Source organism: Rivularia sp. UHCC 0363, assembly GCF_034931125.1.
In the GTDB taxonomy this organism is placed as follows: Bacteria; Cyanobacteriota; Cyanobacteriia; order Cyanobacteriales; family Nostocaceae; genus Rivularia.
Genome location: NZ_JAYGHM010000044.1, coordinates 24,042 through 46,220 on the forward strand (window position 1 = coordinate 24,042; position 22,179 = coordinate 46,220).

A 22,179-nucleotide genomic window follows, 5' to 3' on the forward strand; every position below is an offset into this window, starting at 1 on the left:
TACTCCAGCACCTGTAACTCCAATTACTCCAGCACCTGTAATTCCAGCACCAGGAACTCCATTAATTCCATTACGTATAAGAGATCGAGATAGTCAAACACAAACAGAACAACCCCAAACAATACCTGCTCGCAACTATATTGGAGTCGGTGGAAATTTTGGTTTGAGTGAAGATGGAGATACAGCTTTGGGTGACAATGGCTTTACTGTGTTCAGCAAAATTGGTTTAACAAATAACTTATCTTTTCGTCCCGCTGTTACGATAAATGACGATGCAGTATTTCTTATACCTATAACATTTGATTTTCCAATTCAATCATCCTCAGTTTTTAGAAAATCTTCTACAATTGCGGTTCCTTATATTGGAGGAGGAGCAGCAGTTTCTACAGGTGATGATAGCTCCGTTGAATTTATGCTCACAGGTGGTGTAGATGTGCCATTATCAGATAAATTTAACGCTAATGCTGGATTGAATATTGGCTTTTCCGATGAAACTGATGTAGGAATACGATTAGGAGTTAGTTACAACTTTTAACAGTTGTTCACCGCTTTGTTTTACCATAAATGTTTAGAGACGTTGCATTACAATGTCTCTACAAAATTTTTTGATAATAGCTTATATGGTAGTTTTCATTTAGCTAGAACACACAATCTTATCCCTCAATTCGCAATATAGCTTCTTCTACTTCTATTTCACCTTGAATAACTGCCATAATTCCCAGTAAATATTCATCCATCATCATCACATTGGTGTAAACTAAGTTACGAATTAAATCAAAGTTTAGTTGATTACCCTCAACGTCAATGCTGGTTTTGTAGCGAATTTCTCCATCGGTAAAATCTAGTTCAAAGTTTCCAACTGCCATCCCATAATTAGCTCTGGCAATAAATTCAGCGACATTAGCAAGTTTATTCTCTGGAGCTTGGGTGGGCAAAACTGAATAAAATAAAAATTGCCGCTGTTCTTCTCTGGCTCTAGCGTAGCAAGCCCATTTACCGTTATTGCCTTGGAAAGACATTTGTAAAACGGGTTGTTCTTCAATGGGGACGAAAAACCAGTCATCTTTTTTGAAGAATGTAACCATCTCCTGATAAATTTGTCCGCGTTTGGGGATTGCTTGAGAACGGGTTTCTATTTCTTGTGCGATCGCGCTGGTATCGAGTTCGGATAATTCACTAACAAGACGATTGACTCCTTCTAGCATTTCAGAAGCGGCTTTTTGAGTTCTTGCAGATAAGTTAATTTCGGCCCAGTCGGTAAAAAAGTTGACTATTGCTTTCGATATATCTTCTTTGGAAGAGGAAGCTTGAGCAATAGCTGTGGGGCTAACATAACTCCATAAGGTACGATAGCCGATTTCCTCGGATTGTTGTTGTTGTGTGACAGATAAAGCTAACCAACTCTCAGTAGATAGTAATGGGTTTTCAGGTTCTTCTTGGTTTAAGTTCAACAGATAAGTTGTAGCTTCATCATTGTTGGTAGCGTGTTTTTGCAGTTGAGGAATTAAATCGGGTTTGAGAGTAGTTTCAATTTGGATGTCGGGTTTGGTAAGGAATTTTTTCGTAGGGGAGTTGCGTGCTTCTGGTTTGAGATTAAATAATGCTTCTTTGTCAACTTGTTTGTACAGTTTGGGAGATACTGCGAAGGTGAGACGACATTCGATGATTTCGTCATCTTTTTTGGTCAGATTTAAGGTGATTGCGGGAATTTTTAAAGGTGATTGGGAGGAATCGTGTAGAGTTAGTTCGGTTTTGAGTTGGTTTTCTGTTGTTGAGATCATGATAAATTATGTTTGATGTGATTAATTTAATGTGATTAATTTAATTTTTATCTGTTTTTTTTTACAGCGGGATAGAAATAAAATACCTATTTATAAAATAAAATTTAGTTATTCTAGAATGTTGCAAAATAGAACAAAATTAGCGACTTTTACTTGCAACATTGCTTGAGGATGCCTGCTGTTGTGGGGATTGTTTACCTCCTTGTTTTGGCTTTTTTTCACCATCAGTTTTTTCGCGTATTTGCTGATTTACTTCTGTATTCATGGTCAATATATCTTTTAAGTATTGGTCTTTACTGTTAATTTTATAATCTTTAGCTAATTTCTTAGCAGCGTTAGATTTCTGTTTATCTGTAGCTAATTTCTCCTCTTTTGACTTCTTAATGTCTAGTAGTTCTTTTGCTAAATTTGACATTTCTTTTTGTTTCTCTGGCTGCTTGAAACCCTCTTCTTTATGGTTTTTATGGATATTATTAATTGCATCACAAAGGCGATCGACATACTTAGAACTTTTCCACAGAGCCATACCCATATTTTTATGATCATTAATTTGCTCTACAGCAAAGCCTGTTTGTTCGTTGATGGATTGTAAATATTGATTATTATTAATAGATATTCCCTGTTTCATTTGCTGGTTAAGCACCACATGTTCGACTGCTCCCCCTGTGTGATAAGCTTCATTCGCAAATACAAGAGCTTTACTACGCATTTCCTGCAATTTTAAAGTAAGATCATCTAATTTTTTCGCCTGTTCTTTAGTCCGTATCTGTTGTTTCTCAACTTCAGTTCTAAGTGCTTCTAGTTCAGTCAAATTCTCTTCTCCTTTTGTCAAGTAAGACTCATAAAGTTGGTTGTTAGCCGCCATCTCAGTGTCTTGATTTTTTTTATTTTTGAGCTTACTCTTAAGTTTATTTAGTAGGCTTTTATGTTCTTTACTCAACTTTGAAATTTTATTTTTAAACTCTTTCTGACTTTCTTGATGTAGTTGTTCGGCTTTCTTTAAACGAGCTTCTGTTTCTTTTTTGGTATTTTTGTCTTTGATACCATTGAGCATATTTTTTTGGTATTTCTCCCACTGGGATTGCGACATATTTCGTCGTATTTTAAGCAAAGCCATTTCATCAAGAAGTTTGTCAGATTTTTTCTCTCCTTCTTTTGTCATCTGCCATTGTGTTCTGCCCTTATCTTTTTCTTTTTCTTCTTTGTCTTTTCCAGTAGGCATATGTCCGGTTGTATAAACGTTTGTGTCGAAAATTGTACCTGACTCCTTACCCCACCTTTCGCGAAACAGTTTATTAAATTCTTTGACTGCTTTACTTTCTAGGGATTTATTTTCCCCACCATCAAAAGTAACGTCGTAATCAGAAGTCAAATCTGTACTTCCAGGTGCAATGTCTTTTAAATTCTGAGCATCTGTTTCTAATGATTTTCTAACTTCATTAATAATGCTTCCAACCTCTTCTTTACGGAATTTAATTAACCCTTGCATGGTTTTTGTATCTTTAAGGTAGTTCTTTTTTACTTTGTCCCAACTACCTGCTTTGTTAACCATCTCTTTGTAATTTTTGTTGTCATTTTCAGTTTTCTTCTTTTTATCTTTCTTCTTCTCTGGAGCGTCTTTCTTATCTTCTGCTTTGCTGTTGTCAGCTTCGGGTTTCTTACTAGTTCCAGCTTCTGAAGCTTTTTCTTTATTTGCAGCGTCTTTCTTATCTTCTGCTTTGCTGTTGTCAGCTTCGGGTTTCTCACTAGTTCCAGCTTCTGGAGCTTTTTCTTTCTGTTTCGGAGATTCTACCTTGTTGCTATCGTTTTTACTGCCCGAAGCTTTAGGAGCCTTAGCCTTTTTAGAAGACTTAGCTCTTTGAATTATAGGAGTGATTCCATTCGCAAGGGATTTGGTTTGTAATTTTTCTTCTTCTTCACCTTGCTGAGATTTCTTTTGACGTTGTACAACCTGCTGCGCTACCTTATCGGCTTCTTGCTCGTAAGCATCTCCAGGTTTATTAACAGTCAGTTTGGCTTGGGGACGCATTGAGATTTGACTCAAATCGTAGCTGGGAACCTTGTTATTCTTAACTGCTTGCTGTCTATTAGCAGTTTTAGCCATGACATGAGATGAATTAAAACCAAAACCCCGTGTTGGTTTTCTCTTGGTAAATATTGACAAGGAACTAGCGGTGGATGGTTTACGTGAAACTAATACTGTTCCCATTTTTTCTTCTCATGCCCCAAGCAGCAGGTTGGATAAATATCTTTTGAGTACAAAAGTTTATGGTAATCGCGCCCCGGTTAGTGAAACAATTAGCTAAAAGTCTATATTTCTTGTTCCCAGGTTCCACCTGGGAATACAGTTACGAGTCAGAGACAGTGAACCAGTTATCGCGTCGTATCTCTTGAGAGAAATCAACCGCTACTGCCAGATTTCGAGGTCTTCAACTTCTTTGGTTTGTTTGGGATTGCTGGTTTCGGGGTCTTCAAACCCTTTGGTTTAGGTGGGATTGCTGGCGGAACGTTCTTGTTATTCTGCTTGTTGGTGTTCTTCTCCTTATTCTGCTCGTTGGTCTTCTGCTCCTCATTCTGCTTTTTAGTCTTCTCCGCATTCTTCTCTTCCTCTGTTTTGGGAGCATCAGGATTTCGCTGCCATTTTTGACTCTTTGTACTATCCGACAACTTCAAGGGGCCATCCACCTTCACCTCAAAATTTTCGTAATCATCCTTAAACTTTTTCCTCTGGTTTTCTTCTTCCCCTCGAACACCCATCTGTCCTAATATAGCCTTAAGCACGTCTTCGGGCCGACCCTGGTATGCTATGCCCTTTGGCTTACCTTTCTCTGGTTTTTGCTTGGCCGCTGAGAGCCAATCCGACGATGCCCAGATCTCGTCTATATCCGTGAGCTTCCACTCTGCGTACCATTGGGCATTATTAAGGAATGTCTGCTGTTGACCAGCGATTTTGCCGTCGTTGTACAAAGCATAAAATGTATCTCCGACGTTTCCTAGCACACTCCAATCAATCTCGTTTGTGTGTCCCTTCTTCGCTCCCTTCTCGCCATCGACCTTCGCTTTTGCCGCTAGTGTCAAAGCAGATAATATTTCCATGTGGGAAGGCGGTTTAACTTTTTTTTCCTTGGAGTCCCATTCGTATTTGTCGGTATAGTGTCGCAGAGTCCAATTTTCTAAATTCAGTTTTCCAGTGAGCTTCTTGTGTTTATCATTAGGCTTTTCAATTTTCGTATTTTTTTGCCAATCTTCTTTCTGCTTTCCATTTACGAAATCTCGCACGGTTTCCACAACCTCTTTGTCCTTTGTCGCTTCTACCATGCGATCTTTGCCATAAGCATCTTCTATCGCCCCTAGTATCTGTTCTTTTTTCGATCCGTCTTTCCATCGATTTTCGAGTTTGGTCTTTAATATCTCTACATCGAAACCTGCTGGCGATACATCAATACTACCTTTCTTTTCTGAGGTATTCGGTGCAATTACTACCTTAAAATCTAGGTCTTTATCTTCCTCATCCTTTGCAAGATCCTTCTCAAAATTGACTGTAAGTTTAACTTTTTTCTTCCTATCATTCTCATTCATTTGCAGCTCTTTTGTGTAAGATTTTTCAATCTTCTGAGCTTGTGCTTCTTTTTCTTTTCTTAATGTCTTATAGTCCTTAGCTTTTCCATCAGTCTTTTCTAGTTCCGATACTGCTTGTTGAGCTAATAACTTATGCCGATCTTCGTCTTTTTGCTTGTTTTCCTTACCTTTTTCACCCCTAGTCCTCTCATCAGTTTTATCTTTCTGATTACTCTTCTTCGCTTCTGTACTATTACTAAACTTACTATTCTGACTTCCCTGCTTACCCGTACTCCTTGATTTATTACTGTCACCAATTCCTCGGGTTCCTGTCGCTGCTCCTTTACTACTAGATGTATCGCTACCAGCTTTATTATTGTCACTAGTTCCTGGGTTTCCTGTCGGCATTCCTCTACTACCAGATGTACCGCTACCAGATGTACCTTTGCCGGTTCCCTTATCACTACTTACCTTATTGCTACCGGCTCCGCTACTACTCTCAGCCCCGCCAGCAATATCTCCCATCTGCTTGGCTGACTCTACAGCACCACCAGCTTTTTGACCGAGCTTGCTATCCTTAACCTTGTTACCAGCTTTCTGGGCACCTCCAGCAGCTTTATCAATTACAGCGTTAATTCCTTTGTCAATTGGTGCCCGTGCTTTCTCAATCACTTCTTGGACTTTATCGGAAAGACCTCCCAAGCCTAAGAGTCTAGCAAAGAAGTCAATTGCCAAGGGTATAGCTTTTGCTAAAGATTGTTCAATCAGCTTAGCAGCTTCACCAATGGCTCCGCTAGCAATAGCTTTGATGCCATCAAGAATTGAGTTGATCAAGTCTGCAATTTCCTGGGCATTATCTATCAAGAATTTGACAATTTCATAAAATGCCTTACATGCTTTAACAAATGCGGTTGCTGGAGTTAACATCGAGAAAATTAGCTCTGCCCCAGCCTTGACTACAGATTCAATTAAGTAACTTTGAATCTGGTCAAGCACCATTGATTTGATATCGCCAATTTTCTCTTGAGCATAAGGCCACAAACCACCAACACCTTCTGTGGATAAGACTTTGAATATATCTATACCTGCTTCTGCGGTACTAGCACCCATGCTGCTTTCATCACCCGTTGATTGAGACGATGCAGAATCATTGCCAGAATCTTGTCCGGTTTGCTGTTTCTTCTGAATTTTAGTTCCATTTTTAGCGCTAGACTTGCTATCGGTTTCTTGCTCGGATGATTCATTTCCTCCCAATCTTTCGGCGGCTCGTTCTTCAATTGCTTCGGGAGTAAAGCCCAACACCTGTGCCGCTAAGCTAAAGATACCTTTATCATCTAAGCTTTCTGGCATCTCAATACCTGCTGCTCCCATTGTGCCTGTCAGCCAGCCAATTAATCCTTGTTGGAGATGCTCGCCGATATTGTTGATAAAGTTTTCAAACCCCTGCTTGATTCCCTGTATGAAGTTTTTGAAGAAACCAACTGGGTCTGCGAGAATGTCTCCAATTACCTCTGCTATTCTTGCCAAAATTTGCATGAATAGCTTGGTCATTTCGACAATGGTATTAATTACATCTCCAATGAATTCTATCGCCTTTTGAATCAGCCCTTTGTTTGCCTCCTTCATTTCTTCGATGCGAGCATCAACAGCTTCCAGATTTTCCTGATATTTACTCGCTAAAGTATCAATTAGCTCATCTTTCTTACTGTTGACATTTTGCTCTAATTCCCCAAACTTTTGTTCTATATCTTGTGCTGCTTCGTTACCTACTTCTTTTAAGTCCTCGGGGAGTTGTTCGACATAATTCTGGACTTTTTGCTTACCGTCTTTGATTTGCTTCTTGGCTTTGCTCAGCCCTTTGCTCATTATTTTGACAACTTTATCGATGACACCATCCATCTTCTCGATGAAAATGTCTCGACCTTCTTCATAAAAGGCGTTTACCTCATCGGGCATACCGAACAATTTATCGCCGATCCAATTCAGCCAGCCAAACGCGCCACCGTAGCGATCGTCCTTATATTCCTTCATCTTCTTGTCAACATGCTCTTCAAAGGCTTTTTTCGCCTTCTCAGCACCAGCATCAAATTCCTTCTGAACTTTGGAATCTAATTCTTCGAGGGTTTTATCAACCTGGGTTTTGGTTTTTTCGTAAATTTTATTAATGTCAGTGGCGACTTTAGAGCGCGCTTTTTCATCTTTACCCTTGGTTCCTTCCTGTTGTTTTTCTACAGCAGAAAACTCCTTAGCGCGAGCATCTTGCATTTCTTGGGTTTTTTCGTTGGCTGTAGCCACAGCAGTCTCTTGAGCGCTAGAAATTATGTCTTGCTCGGACTGACGATAATTGCTAGGAGCTTCTTGGGCGTGGGTTTGGGCTTCTTGCTTGGAGTCGAGTGCTTTTTGGAATTCTGGTTCGTTGGATTTCTTTAACTGGTCTTCGGTAACTTTATTATCGGCTAACTTCTTGTCAAGACTTTTACTTTCTTCTTGGATGGGAGCTTCTACTTCGCTGTTTCCTTTGGGCTTGGGTGCAGCTTTTTTGGCTTCGGTATCTTTGGCTTTTTTATTTTTATCGGTTTCTGGGATAGCTTCTACTTTTTTCGGCTCGATACCGCTAGTGTCGGGGGTTTCGTCTTTTTTCTCTTTTAGATCACTTTGGGAAGCTTTCTTCTCCTCATCGACTTTATTGGTTACTTCACCTTTAATCTCATCAACTTTATTACTATCTTTAAATTGCTCAGTCTCCTCCATATTTTTGGGAGCAATGTCAGCAATGCGCTGCTTGAGTTGTTCTTTTAAAGCACCAGCATCAAATTCTGGAGTGTCAGCCTGCTCCATCTTCTTTACTTGCTCGGCTTCAGCCTTACTCTCAACTTCATTACTCGGAGGTTCGGCTGCTGCTTGAGCTTCATCAGCTTTTTCTTTTCCTGGTTGATGTTCTTGTTGCTGCTCGGCGACTTCTTGTGCAGCCTGGGTTACTTCCCCGAATGCTGGATCTTGTTCTGCCGAAGTCGGAGCCGTATCAGCAGCGCCACCACCAGCAGCAGCTTGTTCGCCGCCAGCAGCACCACCGCCAGCCCCAGCAGCAGCTTGTTCGCCCCCAGCAGCCCCGGCAGCAGCTTGTTCGCCCCCAGCAACACCACCACCAGCAGCTTGTTCGCCGCCAGCAGCACCACCGCCAGCCCCAGCAGCAGCTTGTTCGCCGCCAGCAGCACCACCACCAGCCCCGGCAGCAGCTTGTTCGCCCCCAGCCCCACCACCAGCCCCGGCAGCAGCTTGTTCGCCCCCAGCCCCACCACCAATAGCACCAGCTTGTTCGCCGCCAGTAGCGCCACTACCAGCTCCACCTTCTACAGGAGAAGTATTTCCTGCTCCACCCCCTTGTGTATTCGGTGTATTTCCTGCACCATTTTCATCTCCATTCGTCTTCCCTGCAACGGAGTTTTGCTCCGACGCACCCTTTGATTGTTCTTCTTTACCTTTTGTTTCAGTTTTCGCTTCTGCTTTTTGTTCGGATTCTCCCTGCTTGTCTTGCTCGGCTTGTTGTGGAGAATTATCTTTATCTTTATTTTTATCTTGACCAATATTTTGATCTTTTTCCTTCTCCTTTTTCTTAGAAGAAGAGCTTGGCGAAGCTTTAGTCTGCAAATTGCTTATTTCTCCAGCCTCACTAGAAGCTGATTTTTGCTGAACACCACCACCACCACTTTGTTGGACAACATGAGTCAATTCATGAGCCAGTAATTCCTTTCCTCCATCACTTTCAGGAGAGTATTCCCCTTGACGGAAGAAAACATCTTGTCCTGTAGTGAAAGCTTTAGCTTGAACCGACTTATTGAGATTATCAGAGCGAGAATCTGTATGAATTTTTACGCCACTAAAATCAGCCCCAATCGCTTCTTCCATAGGTTGACGAACATTATCCGCCATCGGCTGTCCGCCTCCCCGTGCTTCTCCTATAGAACTTTCTACGTCAGCACCGGCAGCCACTCCATCCCCTTCAGACTTTCGCTGTATCAGGGATTTCGCTTGAACTTGTTCTTCTTCCTCTTCTTCTTGCTTCGGCTTTTCTTGACGCTGAACAGTTGAATCGGATTTAGCTTGAACTTGTTCTTCTTCCTCTTCTTCTTCTTCTTGTTTTGGTTTCTCCTGACGCTGAACTGCTGAATTAATTGATTTAGCCTGTACTTTTTCTTCTTCCTCTTCTTCTTGCTTAGGTTTCTCCTGACGCTGAACAGTTGAATTGATTGATTTAGCCTGAACTTGTTCTTCTTCCTCTTCTTCTTGCTTCGGCTTTTCTTGACGCTGAACAGTTGAATTGATTGATTTAGCCTGAACTTGTTCTTCTTCCTCTTCTTCTTGCTTGGGTTTTTCTTGACGTTGAACTGCTGAATTAATTGATTTAGCTTGGACTTTTTCTTCTTTTTCTTCTTCTTCTTGTTTTGGCTTTTCTTGACGTTGAACAGTTGAATCGGATTTAGCTTGGACTTTCTCTTCTTCCTCTTCTTGAGCTTGCTTTGGTTCTTCCTGACGTTGAACTACCCGAGTGATGGAGTCAGCGAGAGATTTAGTTTGTATCTTTTCTTCTTGTTGTGAACCTTGCTTAAGCTCTTGAGCTTGCTGCTTATCTTCCGACTCATTCATTTTCTGCACAACTTGCTGTGCTACATTATCAGCTTCCTGCTCGTAAGCATCTCCGGGCTTGTTAACAGTAAGTTTTGCTTGGGGACGCATTGAGATGCGATTAATATCGAAACCCGAAGATTTTTTATTTTTAACTGCTTGCTGCTCGGGGGCAGCTTTAGGCATCACATGAGAAGATTCCAGACCAAAACCTCGCGCAGGTTGTCTTTTAGTAAATATTGAAGTGGTAGTTTGCTTGTTCGGAGCTACCTGTTTTCTCATGTTTCTCTCCTCATGCCCAAGCAGTAGGTTAAATGATTTTTTTAGAATACGAAACTCTATAATAGTTAAACTGTGTTCGCAAAACAATTAGCCAAAAGTCTAAATAAAAGTATAATTTTTCTTACGGGTTGTGTGACTAAGCTATAGAAAATTGAATTTGAAAGAATTTGCTTTCTCTATGCCTTCTAAGCTTTATTGCTCTTCAAACTCACGTCTACTTAAATTGATGATTTGCTTTTAAAATATCCATATTCCTTAAGTTGCACCTTAACTTGCTTAAGTTGCATTGTGTAATTCAGTCATACATAATATTGTGTTTAATTATTGATTGGCTCAAAACTTTAATTAAGTAGGTAAAAAAAACTACAATGAATGTTATTTAGGTATTTGGTTGTTTTGACATATTCCGACCATATCTTTTAGGAATTACGCACTATTATTTATTTGTGCGAATCTACTTAAGAAGATGTTTTAAAAGTATTTGGCAATAAGAGATTTTTATCCCATCCCGGAAGGGAAAAGGTATCGAAATGGCTGCAAATGGCACATCTTCTCTTATAGGTTGTGTGGCTAGGCTGTTGACTCTATATCTTTTTTGAAGATAAAAATTTATACAAAAACTTTGACCATTATTACTTCTCTCTTGACTCTGGCAAGGAATACAGTTGTTCCAAGCTCTGCCTCCAAAATAGCCAGGCAGAGCCTCATGTAATATATTCTCACTCAGAGACTGGGAACAAGTAAATCAACGCCTGTCAAGGTACTAAATTAGACTTTACAAACATCTTCTAAAATAGCATCGCTGTAGTGTTTAACATGGAGTAAAAAAATGGACGAAACTTTAGAGATTGTAGAGACGGAAGAAACTGTAGAGATTGTGGAACCTGTGGAGCCGCAACCACCAGACACGCCGGATACACCAGACACGCCGGATACACCGGACACGCCGGATACGCCAGACACGCCAGACACGCCGGATACACCGGACACGCCGGATACACCGGACACGCCAGACACGCCAGATACGCCAGATACACCGGATACGCCGGATACACCGGATACACCGGATACACCGGATACACCAGACACACCGGACACACCGGATACACCGGACACACCGGACACACCAGACACACCGGATACGCCAGACACACCAGACACACCAGACACACCGGATACACCAGACACACCAGACACACCGGATACACCGGACACACCAGACACACCGGATACACCGGACACACCAGACACACCGGATATTACATCACCCTACAACATTGATAGTCCTAATACAGTACCCTATGAGATTTTTAACGTACTAACCCCAGGAACAGTTGAAATCAATGTTGTTCCTGATAGTGGGAGTTCACAAGAATTAACAGTTACTTTAGATGGTCCACTTAGTCCAGAAGTAGTTCCCCCTAGCGTCAGTGGTTCTCCACCCCCAACTCTAACTTATGAAGTAACAGCAGAAGATATTGCTAGAGGTGTGAGTTGGCGGGTAGAAGTTGACAGTGGAGACAATGTAGGATTTCAAGGAAATATTGAAATTAGCCTACCTACAGCATCTGACGAGCAAATTCAACAATTTGAGCAGGATCGGATTAGTTTACAAAGTGGGGATATTCTTCCAAGTCAAACTTTGCAGAGCAGATTTTTGGAAGAACTCAATCAACTTGAAGAATCCCAAGAAGGTTTACATGGGGTTATTTCATTCACCCGGACACCTTCAGCTTCAGAACTGCAACAGCTTCAAGAAGCTGGAATAGTCCGTAAAAGCATTCTGAGCAATAACAACGCTTACGGATTTGTCAGAAAAGATTTTAATCCCCAAGACCCTAGATTTAATGGCTTAATTGAGTCCGTAACTCCTTTAGAAGCCGAACAGAAAATTGCCCCTGATATCTTGGTGGGGAATTATCAGGAATACTTTATTCCAGAAATTAATGATAACTATGTCCTCAATGATGACGGTAGTTTGAGTCTTTCAGTGGTATTTGCAGAAAATACTCCCGTAGAACAAATTAATTCCATTTTAGGACAAGCCCAAGCTACTTCTTTCTCTCCGATTTTCGGCAATATTTGGTCAGTTAATATTCAACCAGGACAGCAAAGAGAAAATCTTCTTAATCTTGCAGGGAAAGACCAGGTTGAATGGATAAATCCAGCTTTTACACCAACTTTACCGCTTAACGGCAATACCCGTCCAGTTGTTAAGGTAGATGATGTTCAAGCTGCTCAAGTTGATGATAATGGAAATTTGATTTTATCCCAGAACGGTTCTCCCAATTACAATGGCTTAACAGGTGAGGGTATTACTGTTGTTGTCCACGATACTGGAATTGATGCTTCTCATCCAGATTTCAAGGATAAACTTGTAGGTACCCCTGTCCCCGACAGCAACAGACATGGAACTCACGTTGCAGGTACTATTACAGGAACTGGTTTGCAAAGTGATAAAAACGATAGTAATGGAAGTCCGAATGGAGGTACACCTTTTCAATTTCGTGGAATGGCTCCTGATGCGAAGTTAATTGCCTCTGGAGACATTAACAGTCAAGAAGATCAAATAGCAATCAAGAAATTACTTGAAGTATTCTCAGCTATTGAGACCAATTCTTTAGACCTTTCCAATCATTCCCATATTCTTGGACGAGTAGGAGAATACAATCAAGAGAAAATTTATGATGCAATAGCTCGAGGGAGCAATGAAAGTGGTGGAATACCGTCTCGCAGACCTCAAATTTTCGCAGCTGGAAATAGTGGTGCATTTCCTTCAAACGGTGGGAAACTTCAGGGGTATTTCTCTCTTCTCAATCAACAGAAAAATGCTGTCTTCGTTGGAGATTGGGATGCTTCCGATGGAGATGGGAACATTAGTAATGACAAATTAAGTACAAGCAGTAGTCTCGGACCAACTCACGATGGTCGGCTTAAACCTGATGTTGTTGCACCTGGAACGAATATTACTTCTACCGCCGCAATAAACAAAAACGAACAACAATTTGTAACATTTAACTTTCCTGAAGGTGTAAATCCTCCTACAACAGGAACTTTTACGCTGACCTTTTCTGACGGCACAACGGAAGCAACTACAGCACCGATTAATTTCAATGCTGCTGCAAATATAGCAAATATAAAAGAAGCATTGGAGGCGCTTCCTAATATCAACCCTGGAAATATAGAAGTTACTAATAGCAATCAAGAAGTAAATACTTTCCCAAATGGAAATTTCACAGTTGAATTTATTAGTAATTTAGCCAACAGAAATCTCCCTCAGATGACGGCGACAAATATCAGTATAGATGGTGGTGATATTTCCGTTAATGAAGATAACGGAAGTAGCATTTTGGGTTACACAGAACTTTCCGGAACCTCAATGGCTGCACCTGCTGTAGCGGGAATTCATGCATTACTGTTAGAAGGTTGGCAAAAGACCTACAGCACTCCCCAGGGAACCACAATTGACGAGCAACCACCCCTTCCATCCACACTTCGAGGATTATTAATCCACACAGCAGACGATATTGTTAATCCTGATGTCCGAGGAGCAGCATTACAAGAAATACAGGGAGATGGAAGAGTCACTGCAACACCTGGTCCCGACTTCGCTACAGGTTGGGGTATGGTAAATGCAAAAGCTGCTGTTGACCTGATGCTGAATGCTCGTCAGGAAAATAACGTACCTACTCCCAACCAGATTAAGGAGAAAGATACAGTTAATAACAGCGAAGTAAAAGAATACGATATTTTAGTGGATGGAAATAATGCTGGCAATCCACTCAAGGTGACATTAGCTTGGGATGATGTTGAAGGAGCAATTCAACAAAAAGTAACTGAGCCTTTGCTAATTAATGATTTGGATTTAGAATTAATTGCTCCTGATGGTAGAGTCTTCTTACCTTGGCAGCTTGGTCATACTGTTGATGAATCAGGAAAGGTTAATGTACCTATTAGACCCAATACAGATGAATCACAAAATGGTATTGACAATATCCCAGCCAATGCTTTAACTGGGGACGGAGCTTGGGTAGCAAGAAAAGGTAAAGACCGTCTGAACAACGTAGAACAGGTACTAGTAGACCCACAGGATGTACAGCAAGGTGTATGGAAAGCTAGGGTAACAGGTTTCAACGTACAGCAAGGTAACACCCCACAAGGTCAGGATTTTTCCTTAATTACAAGTAGCGCTTTTAATCAAGCTGATGTCCCTCCTACACCTCCACCTGCACCTACACCTGATGATTTTATTGAATCTGCTGTCAGCTATACCCTGAAAGAAAACGAGAGAAATCTACGTTTAATTGGTAACGATGCGATTGATGGTACAGGTAATAGTCTAGACAACATTATTATCGGTAATGACAATAACAACGTAATCAGCGGCTTGGAAGGCAACGATACACTCCAAGGTGCTGGAGGTGATGATGTACTTGATGGTGGTGCTGGTGATGATTCCATGTCCGGTGGTATTGGCAACGATACATACAATGTTGAAAATGTCAATGACATAGTTGTCGAAAATCCCGACGAAGGTATAGATATTATCGATGTAGCTTTCGATTATACATTGGGTGCAAACTTAGAACATTTGAATTTACTTGAAGGTACTGCTGCACTCAACGGTACGGGTAACGAATTCAACAATATCGTTACTGGTCATACTGGCAACAATACTCTGAATGGAGAAGCAGGAAATGATATTTTAAGTGGTTTAATTGGCAACGATATTCTTTTTGGTGGAGATGGAGATGATTCCCTTTTTGGAGGCTTAGGAAATGAATCGCCATCTGCTGACGGTATGGGGCAAATCAACGGTGTAGCAGGTAGCGATATACTCACCGGGGGTAGCGGCAATGATGCATTTGTTTACACCAATATTGCCGATACTGGCGACTTAATTACCGACTTTACAATTGGTGAAGACAGAATTGTTTTGACAGAATTACTTCAAAGCATGAATTATACTGGCTCCAACCCGATTGCAGACGGTACGTTAAGTTTTCTCCAAGCCAATGATAATCTTGCAGTAATTCAAATGGACGCAGATGGTTCGGCTAGTGACGTATTTCGACCCGTACCGTCTATTTTCCTTGATAACGTTTCGGCCGCAGCATTAAATAACTCAAATAATTTCGAGTTCTAATTTTTGAAAAATATATTCAGAACTTAGGATATTGTCACAATACCCAATTGGTGCGTGACGCTACAAGTCTTATTATTACCTTCAAATTCAATCGTAGCGTCACACACCCTACAAAAAAATCCAAATTTGGGATGCTCCCCAATCAACGCAACACCTTGAATTTTAAATCCTCTTCTTGTATTTAGGAATCAAATAAAAATGAATCACGTAAAATCTTACTTAACCCGCAGTTTAATTGTTTTTGCTTTAATTACTCCGAGCAGTTTAGTTAATGCACAAAGTCCAGAAATTGAGTTTAATAATCCTAATGAACTAAATGAATCTCAAATTAATTCAGTAGATGATTTCTCAGATATAGACCGAAATCATTGGGCTTTCAAAGCATTTAAAAGCCTGATAGAAAAGTATGGTGTACTAATTGGCTACCCAGATGGAACCTTTAGGGGAACTGAAAAGATGTCCCGCTATGAATTTGCTGCGGGTATGAATCAAGCTTTAGAGAAAATTAATCAGTCAATAAAAGATGAACTTAGAGGTAAATTATCGGATGAAGATTTAAACACTTTAAGACGTTTAGAAACAGAATTTTTGCCAGAATTAACTGTACTGCGAAACCGGGTAGATAATTTAGAAGCGAGAGCAGCCGAATTAGAAAGCAATCAATTTTCTACTACCACCAAACTTACTGGACAAGCAATTCTTTCTTTAAATGGAGGGACTCAATCTGATGCAAATAATCCTAATACTACCTTCTTTAGTCGCACCCGCTTGAATTTAGAAACCAGTTTTACAGGTAAGGATTACTTGCTAACTCAACTCCAAGCAGGAACCGGAAACGGTAATAACGACGCAGCAGGATTTTTACAAAGAGAAGAAGGTAGTTTTAGAGATGGCTTAATTGAATTTGGGGAGAACTTAACGCGAGAAAATTTGGAACTACTTGCTTTTCCTCTCGACGATTTGGAAGTCGATTTAGACGATTTGGGTTTGGGATTGTCTCAAATAGAAAGCGTAGATGAAATTAGAGATACTTTAGCAGCAAATATCGCTTCCCAGAACTTACAAGCAGGTGCTACAGAAGAAGAAGCTTTGCAAATTCGTGAAAATATACGTCAAAGCTTAGTTGATGCAGTAAATACTAGCAGAGAGATCAGTTCCTTTTTACAAACCAACAGTACTTTAGACTATGCAATTAGTAGGGGTTCTGGATTAGAATTAAACCGACTCAGCTATAGCTTTCCAGTATCTGATGACCTAAGAGTATCAGTATTTCCTCAAGGCTATATTTCCGACTACGTAGATAGAAACAGCTACGCTAATAATGATGCAACAAACTTCTCAACTTACGGTTTAGTTAACAATCAACTATTACTAGCTAATGATTTACCAGGTGCTGGAGCAGCAGTAAGTTGGAATCCTGGTAAAAGCCCATTCACCCTGAGAGCAGCTTATCGATCGCAACAAGAAGACATTGTGAATTCAACTATCGTCGATAACGAAAACAACCAAGGTATATTTGAAGATCCAAATCTTGGTGTAGTTGAACTAGAATTTTCACCTTCTAAAACTTCTGCAATTCGTTTTCAATATAGTGGGGGAACCCAAAGTAGCGAAGAGTATGATGTTATCGGTGCCAACCTAGAGGTTGCTCTTGGTAAAAAATTAGGAATCTTTGGTCGTTTTGGTTACGCATTTAACTTCCCTGGTGATATTAAACCCAGTTCCTGGTCAACAGGTATTGTACTCAGAGAATTGTTTGCACAAAGCGATTTATTTGGAATTTCTGTAGGACAACCTTTAATTTTTCAGAGCAATGATAGCCTTATTGGCTCATTTGATAGCACTCAAACCAATTTTGAAGCATTCTACAGATTAAAAGTAAATGATAATATATCAGTCTCACCCATCGTACAGCTTATAACCGACCCCGGAAATACCCAGTCAGATACTATTTTCACCGGGACTTTGCGGACGGTATTTTCTTTTTAAATTTCAATCATAAGAAGTTACCCCGATTTATCGGGGATTTTTTAGAAAAGACAGTTAAATTCAGGACTTACGCAAGCCCCCCTTTTTGAGGGGGGTTGGGGGGATCGGGAATGTCTGGAACACTATATTTCCTGTGATTGCTGCGTAAGTCCTAAAATCTTTGAGTTCACAATGTAGAATTATTTTTCTTAAGTGAAGCTTTATTAACTCGCTGTTTTTCAAAATCTTGCATCAACGCTTCTAAATCGCTATTTCTATCTCCACCTTTAGCGTATAATAACTTGATTTGACCAACAATATTATCAAGTTCGTGAGATGATGTTTTACTTATTTTTTCGATAAATTTTGTTAGTTTTTCAAATGTCTGTAGTTCAGCAGTAAAATATTTACCTTGATTTGGATAGACAACTTTTCCTTTTTCGGTTTCATAATAATTGTCTTCTGGCATCAGAGATGATTTAAGCGGTTGATCTTGCTTTACCATATCAGCTTCAGGTTTTCGTTCCCTGAAAAATAAAACATCAAAAACTTGACCGTTCCAAACAGCCCAGTAATGATTTTGAAAAAACCACTTTTTACCGTTATCGCAATTTGATTTAACTGTAGAATCTATTGTTTCATCCGCTTCCGTTAAAAATGGTTTTTTGATGCTAGTTTCATTATCATCAACTTTTATCCCTTTAATGCCAAAATATCCTTCTGCTACTGCTTTAAAAGCACTTGCTAATGTCCGACAATCCCCTTCTAAATTACCCTGTAAAAGTTTCTCATAGCTGTTATCATTCGTTGTGTTGCTTTTATTCTTCGTATTGTACTTAAAGCCGATATTTTTAAAATTTTCTAATAGCTTTTTTAGTACTTCTTGACCTTTGGATTTTTGGTCTATTCCAGAAATTAGTTTTTCAGCAACCGGATATTTTTCTAAGAATTTTTGTTTTTTTATTTCTGCGGCTTTTTCTTCTGGTGAAACTACTTTTTGTTCTCCTTCTTCTTTTTTCTCAATAGCAGTTTTATCCTTATCTTCTAATTTTTTTCTTTGAAGATTTTCATCTGAATTAACTGATTTTTTTGATTCAACTTCAGTGTTTTGATCGGTAAAAGCTTTTTCTTCAGATTTAGAATCACCATTCGCTTTACCTTGCAACGCATTAATTTTCGCTTGTAGTAAAGCAAGTTGCTTCTCTCCTTGTGAATTGAGGCTACCATGCTTCTGCTGAATCTTTAATTTCGTAGCCTCCATTTGATACTTTTTTAATTCTTGATTTTTATTATCAGAAACACCGGATTTACGGGCGTTACTTTGAGCTTTTTTAGAAGAACTACTCAAAAGCGAAATGTTTTGCTCTGATTCTGATTTAGAAGCAAGTGGCTTAACTTTCTGAGGTACTCGCTGCTTTTTTTTCATCGCTCTTGAAACTCAATAATAATAAATTACAATATTTTCTCATCTATAACTATCTTATGTCTCTTGGACTTTAGTCGAATTTATTAATTACAAATTATGGCTATAGCCGTGAAAGAGGGAATAGGGAATAGGGAATAGGAAATGGGGAATAGGGAACTGAAGAAAAAGACGATATTAGTTTAGGATGCTCCCGACTCTGTATGAGGTTGCGCTGAATCGCCCTCACCCGCTTATGAGTGGGGTTAATGAAACAAAGCCCACCTGCGTGGGCTGAATTAAGCGGATCTTTATAAAGAAAATGTTTTCCCGCAGATGTCTAATTACTACTCAGTTATATAATCGTTCCTTATTCCCCCCAACCCTATTCCCTATGCCCTATCCCCATTACAAATTATCAGCTTATCCAACCGTCAATTTCTGAATCAGTTAATGATTTTTCTAGCTTGGTGTATTCTGTACGTGCAGCATGTAGCACATGTTTCATCTGCACTGCTTCTGAATCCTCGGCAGCCATAAATGCGGCATTTAAAGCTATATTGCGGATATTACCACCAGAAACACTTAGCTGTGCCAACTTTTTCACATTTAAACCTTCTGTAGGTGTATTGGGTGGAAAAACACTTTGCCAAATCTCTCCTCGTTGAGCAGTATCTGGGAAGGGAAACTGAACTACAAAACGAATCCGTCGTAGAAAAGCATTATCCAGGGAACTCTTAAGGTTGGTCGTTAAAATTGCTAAGCCTGGGTAGCATTCCATACGTTGTAACAGGTAGCTAACCTCAATATTGGCATGGCGATCGTGACTGTCTTTAACATCACTACGTTTACCAAACAAAGCATCTGCTTCGTCAAATAGTAAAATTACTCCCCCTTCTTCTGCTGCATCAAATACTTGTCGCAGATTTTTTTCAGTCTCTCCAATATATTTACTGACAACCGACGACAAATCAATGCGGTAGACATCAAGATGCAACTCTGAAGCTAACACTTCTGCTGCTAATGTTTTACCCGTTCCGCTCGAACCCGCAAATAAAGCACTAATTCCAAGTCCGCGAGCATTCTTCTTGGCAAATCCCCAGGATTGATACACGGTGGCGCGTTGACGCACGTGTGCGGCAATTTCATGCAGCATTTGTTTTTGTGCGCTTGGTAATACCAAATCATGCCAGTCTACGTTGGGAGTAATGCGTTGGGCTAGCGCATCCAATCGCGGACGGGCTTGGATTCGACACGCATCCCACAATATCCTGCCCAAATCTTTTCCTTTTGTCTGACTATATTTACCTATAGCCTCTGTATAAGCAGCGCGAATAGTCGATGGGCTGAGATTAAACTGAGCAACTAACCTGTTGACTTGTCCGTTTAATTGAGGTGCTAGATCGGACAAATTACCTTCCCAAAGTTCAGTTTGCTCTTCCACAGTGGGTTTATCAATATCAAAGCTAACCATTGGACGTTGCTTTAAATACATCCTTTCTCTGCTACTGATAAATAAATAACTATTTACTCGCTCGATGAAACGTTCAATAGCAGACCCGCGAAGTTTATCACTTGTATCTAAATTGTTATATTCTATTAGCAAAGCATTTTGACCTAATATCGCTTCGCGTTCCCACAGTCTAATTAAATTTTCCATCTCGCTAGGTATTGCAGGTACTAGCTGAGCGGACATTATATTCAAATTCAGACCTAGCTTTTTACACACATCTGCTGCAATTGCCCATTTTGTTGTGGGTTGGGGTCCGCATAATTGAACCGCTGTTAACATTCCGGAATTACGTGCTTGAGTCCACACAAGTGCTACTTGTTCGGATAGTTCCCGGTGCGATGAAACTAAATATCCAACTTCGGAAAGCGGCTCAATAATACCATTGAGTTGTTCGTCAATATATTCGGTTCCGACAAGATAGTGTAAGATCCGTTCGTTGATTCTTAAAGGACAAAGAGTTAGAGCCTTCCCCTCTCCGATTTCAATCAAACCCCAACTACGTAAAGGTGCATGAGGTGTGATCGCATCCCAATGAGCATCAGGAAATGCTGCTAAAGCTAAACTAAAAGTTGGGTAAGCCTGCTGTGCATCACCTTGCGCTGCGGCACACAAACCACTAAAATCGCTACTAAATTCCATGCTGGCACACATTAAAAGTATATTAGATTCAAAGTTTGACAGACCAAAAATTCTGCATACTTTATCTAATGCCGATGGTTGTGGCATTGCAATGGCAGCTGATTCTAAAGCTTGGTTTAGAGTTTCTTTTTCTTCCTCTTTGACAACAAATTCATCATCCGATCTTGCAATGTGTATTTCTATGGCATAGCGTACCAAAGCTAAGGATGCCGAAAGGTAAGACCCATTTGCGTCATACCAATTGCGATTAGTGGTTGTAGCATTCATCTGTTCGTGCGGTGGGGGAATTATGTTCCGCTTCTAATATCATATTCCCATAGCCAGTTGGAAACATATTCCCCAAAAGTAGAAGCTATTTCAATTAACCGTAAAAACAGCGGGATCATGTTTTTAAAATTACCTTCTACTATCTATTCTGGTTCCCAGATTGAAACCTTTAACCTTCAACCTTTAATTGAAGCAGGGCTATCAATTAATACCATTGATGCATAATAAGTAACTGAAGGTCGATAATGTGTTTGTAAAGCAGACCAAATTTTAGAACTATCTTCCATGTTCAAAAATTCCGAGCTAATTTTTATCTGTCCAATTCCTTGTGCTAAATCAGATACAGATATCCCTCTTAAAGCCTGTGAAAATACGCTGGATGTAGCCGTTGCGGATGCATTTCTCAACGCAGCTTCAATTACTTCAGTTTTGACTACAGGTGATATATGTAACAATTGCATTGCGTATCCAAGTAAAATTTCCGATTGAAAATCTTTTGGTCCATAAGCTGTTAATAGGTAATGCAAGTCAAGGGCTAGGGGTGGATTGTTAAATTGCTGCTGGTTTTTAGCTTTATCTAAATCTTTATCTTTATCTTTATCCCCAATGCGCGAATGGCGATCGCGAAATTCCCGAGAAATCCAATCAACATTGCGGTTTTGGGTGACTTGATACAGAAAAAGGTTGATTTGTGCCCGTTCGTCTTTTCCAACTTCAATTTTATCTGGTGGAAGGGCACTCACCAGCACATCTCCGATGCTACCTACAATTGCATCATTAACAAAACCATTTTCCAATAAATTTTTAATCACTGCCGTAACAGCAGCAATAGAAAGCGCATTACTCATCCTGCTTCCTCATGGCTTTATAATAAATACTCCTTATTGTTAATACATACGTATTGTTTTTCATCTATTTTTAATTGGCAATTTTATGTTTCAAAATTTTATACTAAAGTATATTGTAAAATATCTGTAAACATATTAAGTTACTAACATAT

Annotated in this window: 8 protein-coding genes and 1 pseudogene; 3 read left to right on the forward strand and 6 right to left on the reverse strand. The window is 40.0% G+C overall.

The genetic code is table 11. The features are described 5' to 3' along the window. Positions 1-535, forward strand: a pseudogene (locus VB797_RS22500) (hypothetical protein); the annotation flags it as partial. Positions 536-653: 118 nt separating this feature from the next. On the opposite strand, the gene VB797_RS22505 reads toward VB797_RS22500, so the two are convergent. The 3 genes from VB797_RS22505 to VB797_RS22515 all read right to left on the reverse strand — a co-directional run bounded on the left by VB797_RS22505 (position 654) and on the right by VB797_RS22515 (position 10,244). Next, on the reverse strand, positions 654-1,781 hold the full coding sequence (locus VB797_RS22505; protein WP_323239972.1) for a YbjN domain-containing protein: 1,128 nt from the start codon (positions 1,779-1,781) through the stop codon (positions 654-656). A 139-nt stretch (positions 1,782-1,920) separates the two neighbouring features. Further along, a complete protein-coding gene (locus VB797_RS22510) occupies positions 1,921-3,990 on the reverse strand; it encodes a hypothetical protein (RefSeq protein WP_323239973.1) in 2,070 nt (689 codons plus the stop codon). Between the two features lie 191 nt (positions 3,991-4,181). Further along, positions 4,182-10,244 carry an eCIS core domain-containing protein gene (locus VB797_RS22515; protein WP_323239974.1) on the reverse strand — a complete coding sequence of 2,021 codons (6,063 nt, stop codon included), beginning with the start codon at positions 10,242-10,244 and terminating at the stop codon, positions 4,182-4,184. 829 nt (positions 10,245-11,073) lie between these two features. Between VB797_RS22515 and VB797_RS22520 the strand changes: the two genes are divergently transcribed. Both VB797_RS22520 and VB797_RS22525 read left to right on the forward strand, forming a co-directional pair. Then, the gene (locus VB797_RS22520) at positions 11,074-15,390 is read left to right on the forward strand and encodes a S8 family serine peptidase (protein WP_323239975.1); all 4,317 of its coding nucleotides are present in this window, start codon (positions 11,074-11,076) and stop codon (positions 15,388-15,390) included. 198 nt (positions 15,391-15,588) lie between these two features. Beyond that, positions 15,589-17,379 (forward strand): iron uptake porin, encoded by a 1,791-nt coding sequence (locus VB797_RS22525; RefSeq protein ID WP_323239976.1) that lies wholly within the window; start codon positions 15,589-15,591, stop codon positions 17,377-17,379. A 166-nt stretch (positions 17,380-17,545) separates the two neighbouring features. Here the strand turns inward: VB797_RS22525 and VB797_RS22530 are convergent, their stop codons facing one another. The 3 genes from VB797_RS22530 to VB797_RS22540 all read right to left on the reverse strand — a co-directional run bounded on the left by VB797_RS22530 (position 17,546) and on the right by VB797_RS22540 (position 22,027). Then, positions 17,546-18,784, reverse strand: coding sequence for a hypothetical protein (locus VB797_RS22530; RefSeq protein WP_323239977.1), 1,239 nt, complete (start codon positions 18,782-18,784; stop codon positions 17,546-17,548). Between the two features lie 394 nt (positions 18,785-19,178). Further along, positions 19,179-21,179 carry an ATP-binding protein gene (locus tag VB797_RS22535; RefSeq protein WP_323239978.1) on the reverse strand — a complete coding sequence of 667 codons (2,001 nt, stop codon included), beginning with the start codon at positions 21,177-21,179 and terminating at the stop codon, positions 19,179-19,181. A 176-nt stretch (positions 21,180-21,355) separates the two neighbouring features. Further along, complete coding sequence (locus tag VB797_RS22540; protein WP_323239979.1) at positions 21,356-22,027, reverse strand: DUF4255 domain-containing protein; 672 nt, start codon at positions 22,025-22,027, stop codon at positions 21,356-21,358. Positions 22,028-22,179: the final 152 nt, after the last annotated feature.

What these genes read in the sequence shown, in the direction of transcription:
- VB797_RS22510 (WP_323239973.1), bottom strand. Translation starts at nt 3,990, where the DNA reads ATGGGAACAGTATTAGTTTCACGTAAACCATCCACCGCTAGTTCCTTG.
- VB797_RS22530 (WP_323239977.1), bottom strand. Translation starts at nt 18,784, where the DNA reads ATGAAAAAAAAGCAGCGAGTACCTCAGAAAGTTAAGCCACTTGCTTCT.
- VB797_RS22535 (WP_323239978.1), bottom strand. Translation starts at nt 21,179, where the DNA reads ATGAATGCTACAACCACTAATCGCAATTGGTATGACGCAAATGGGTCT.
- VB797_RS22515 (WP_323239974.1), bottom strand. Translation starts at nt 10,244, where the DNA reads ATGAGAAAACAGGTAGCTCCGAACAAGCAAACTACCACTTCAATATTT.
- VB797_RS22520 (WP_323239975.1), top strand. Translation starts at nt 11,074, where the DNA reads ATGGACGAAACTTTAGAGATTGTAGAGACGGAAGAAACTGTAGAGATT.
- VB797_RS22505 (WP_323239972.1), bottom strand. Translation starts at nt 1,781, where the DNA reads ATGATCTCAACAACAGAAAACCAACTCAAAACCGAACTAACTCTACAC.
- VB797_RS22540 (WP_323239979.1), bottom strand. Translation starts at nt 22,027, where the DNA reads ATGAGTAATGCGCTTTCTATTGCTGCTGTTACGGCAGTGATTAAAAAT.
- VB797_RS22525 (WP_323239976.1), top strand. Translation starts at nt 15,589, where the DNA reads ATGAATCACGTAAAATCTTACTTAACCCGCAGTTTAATTGTTTTTGCT.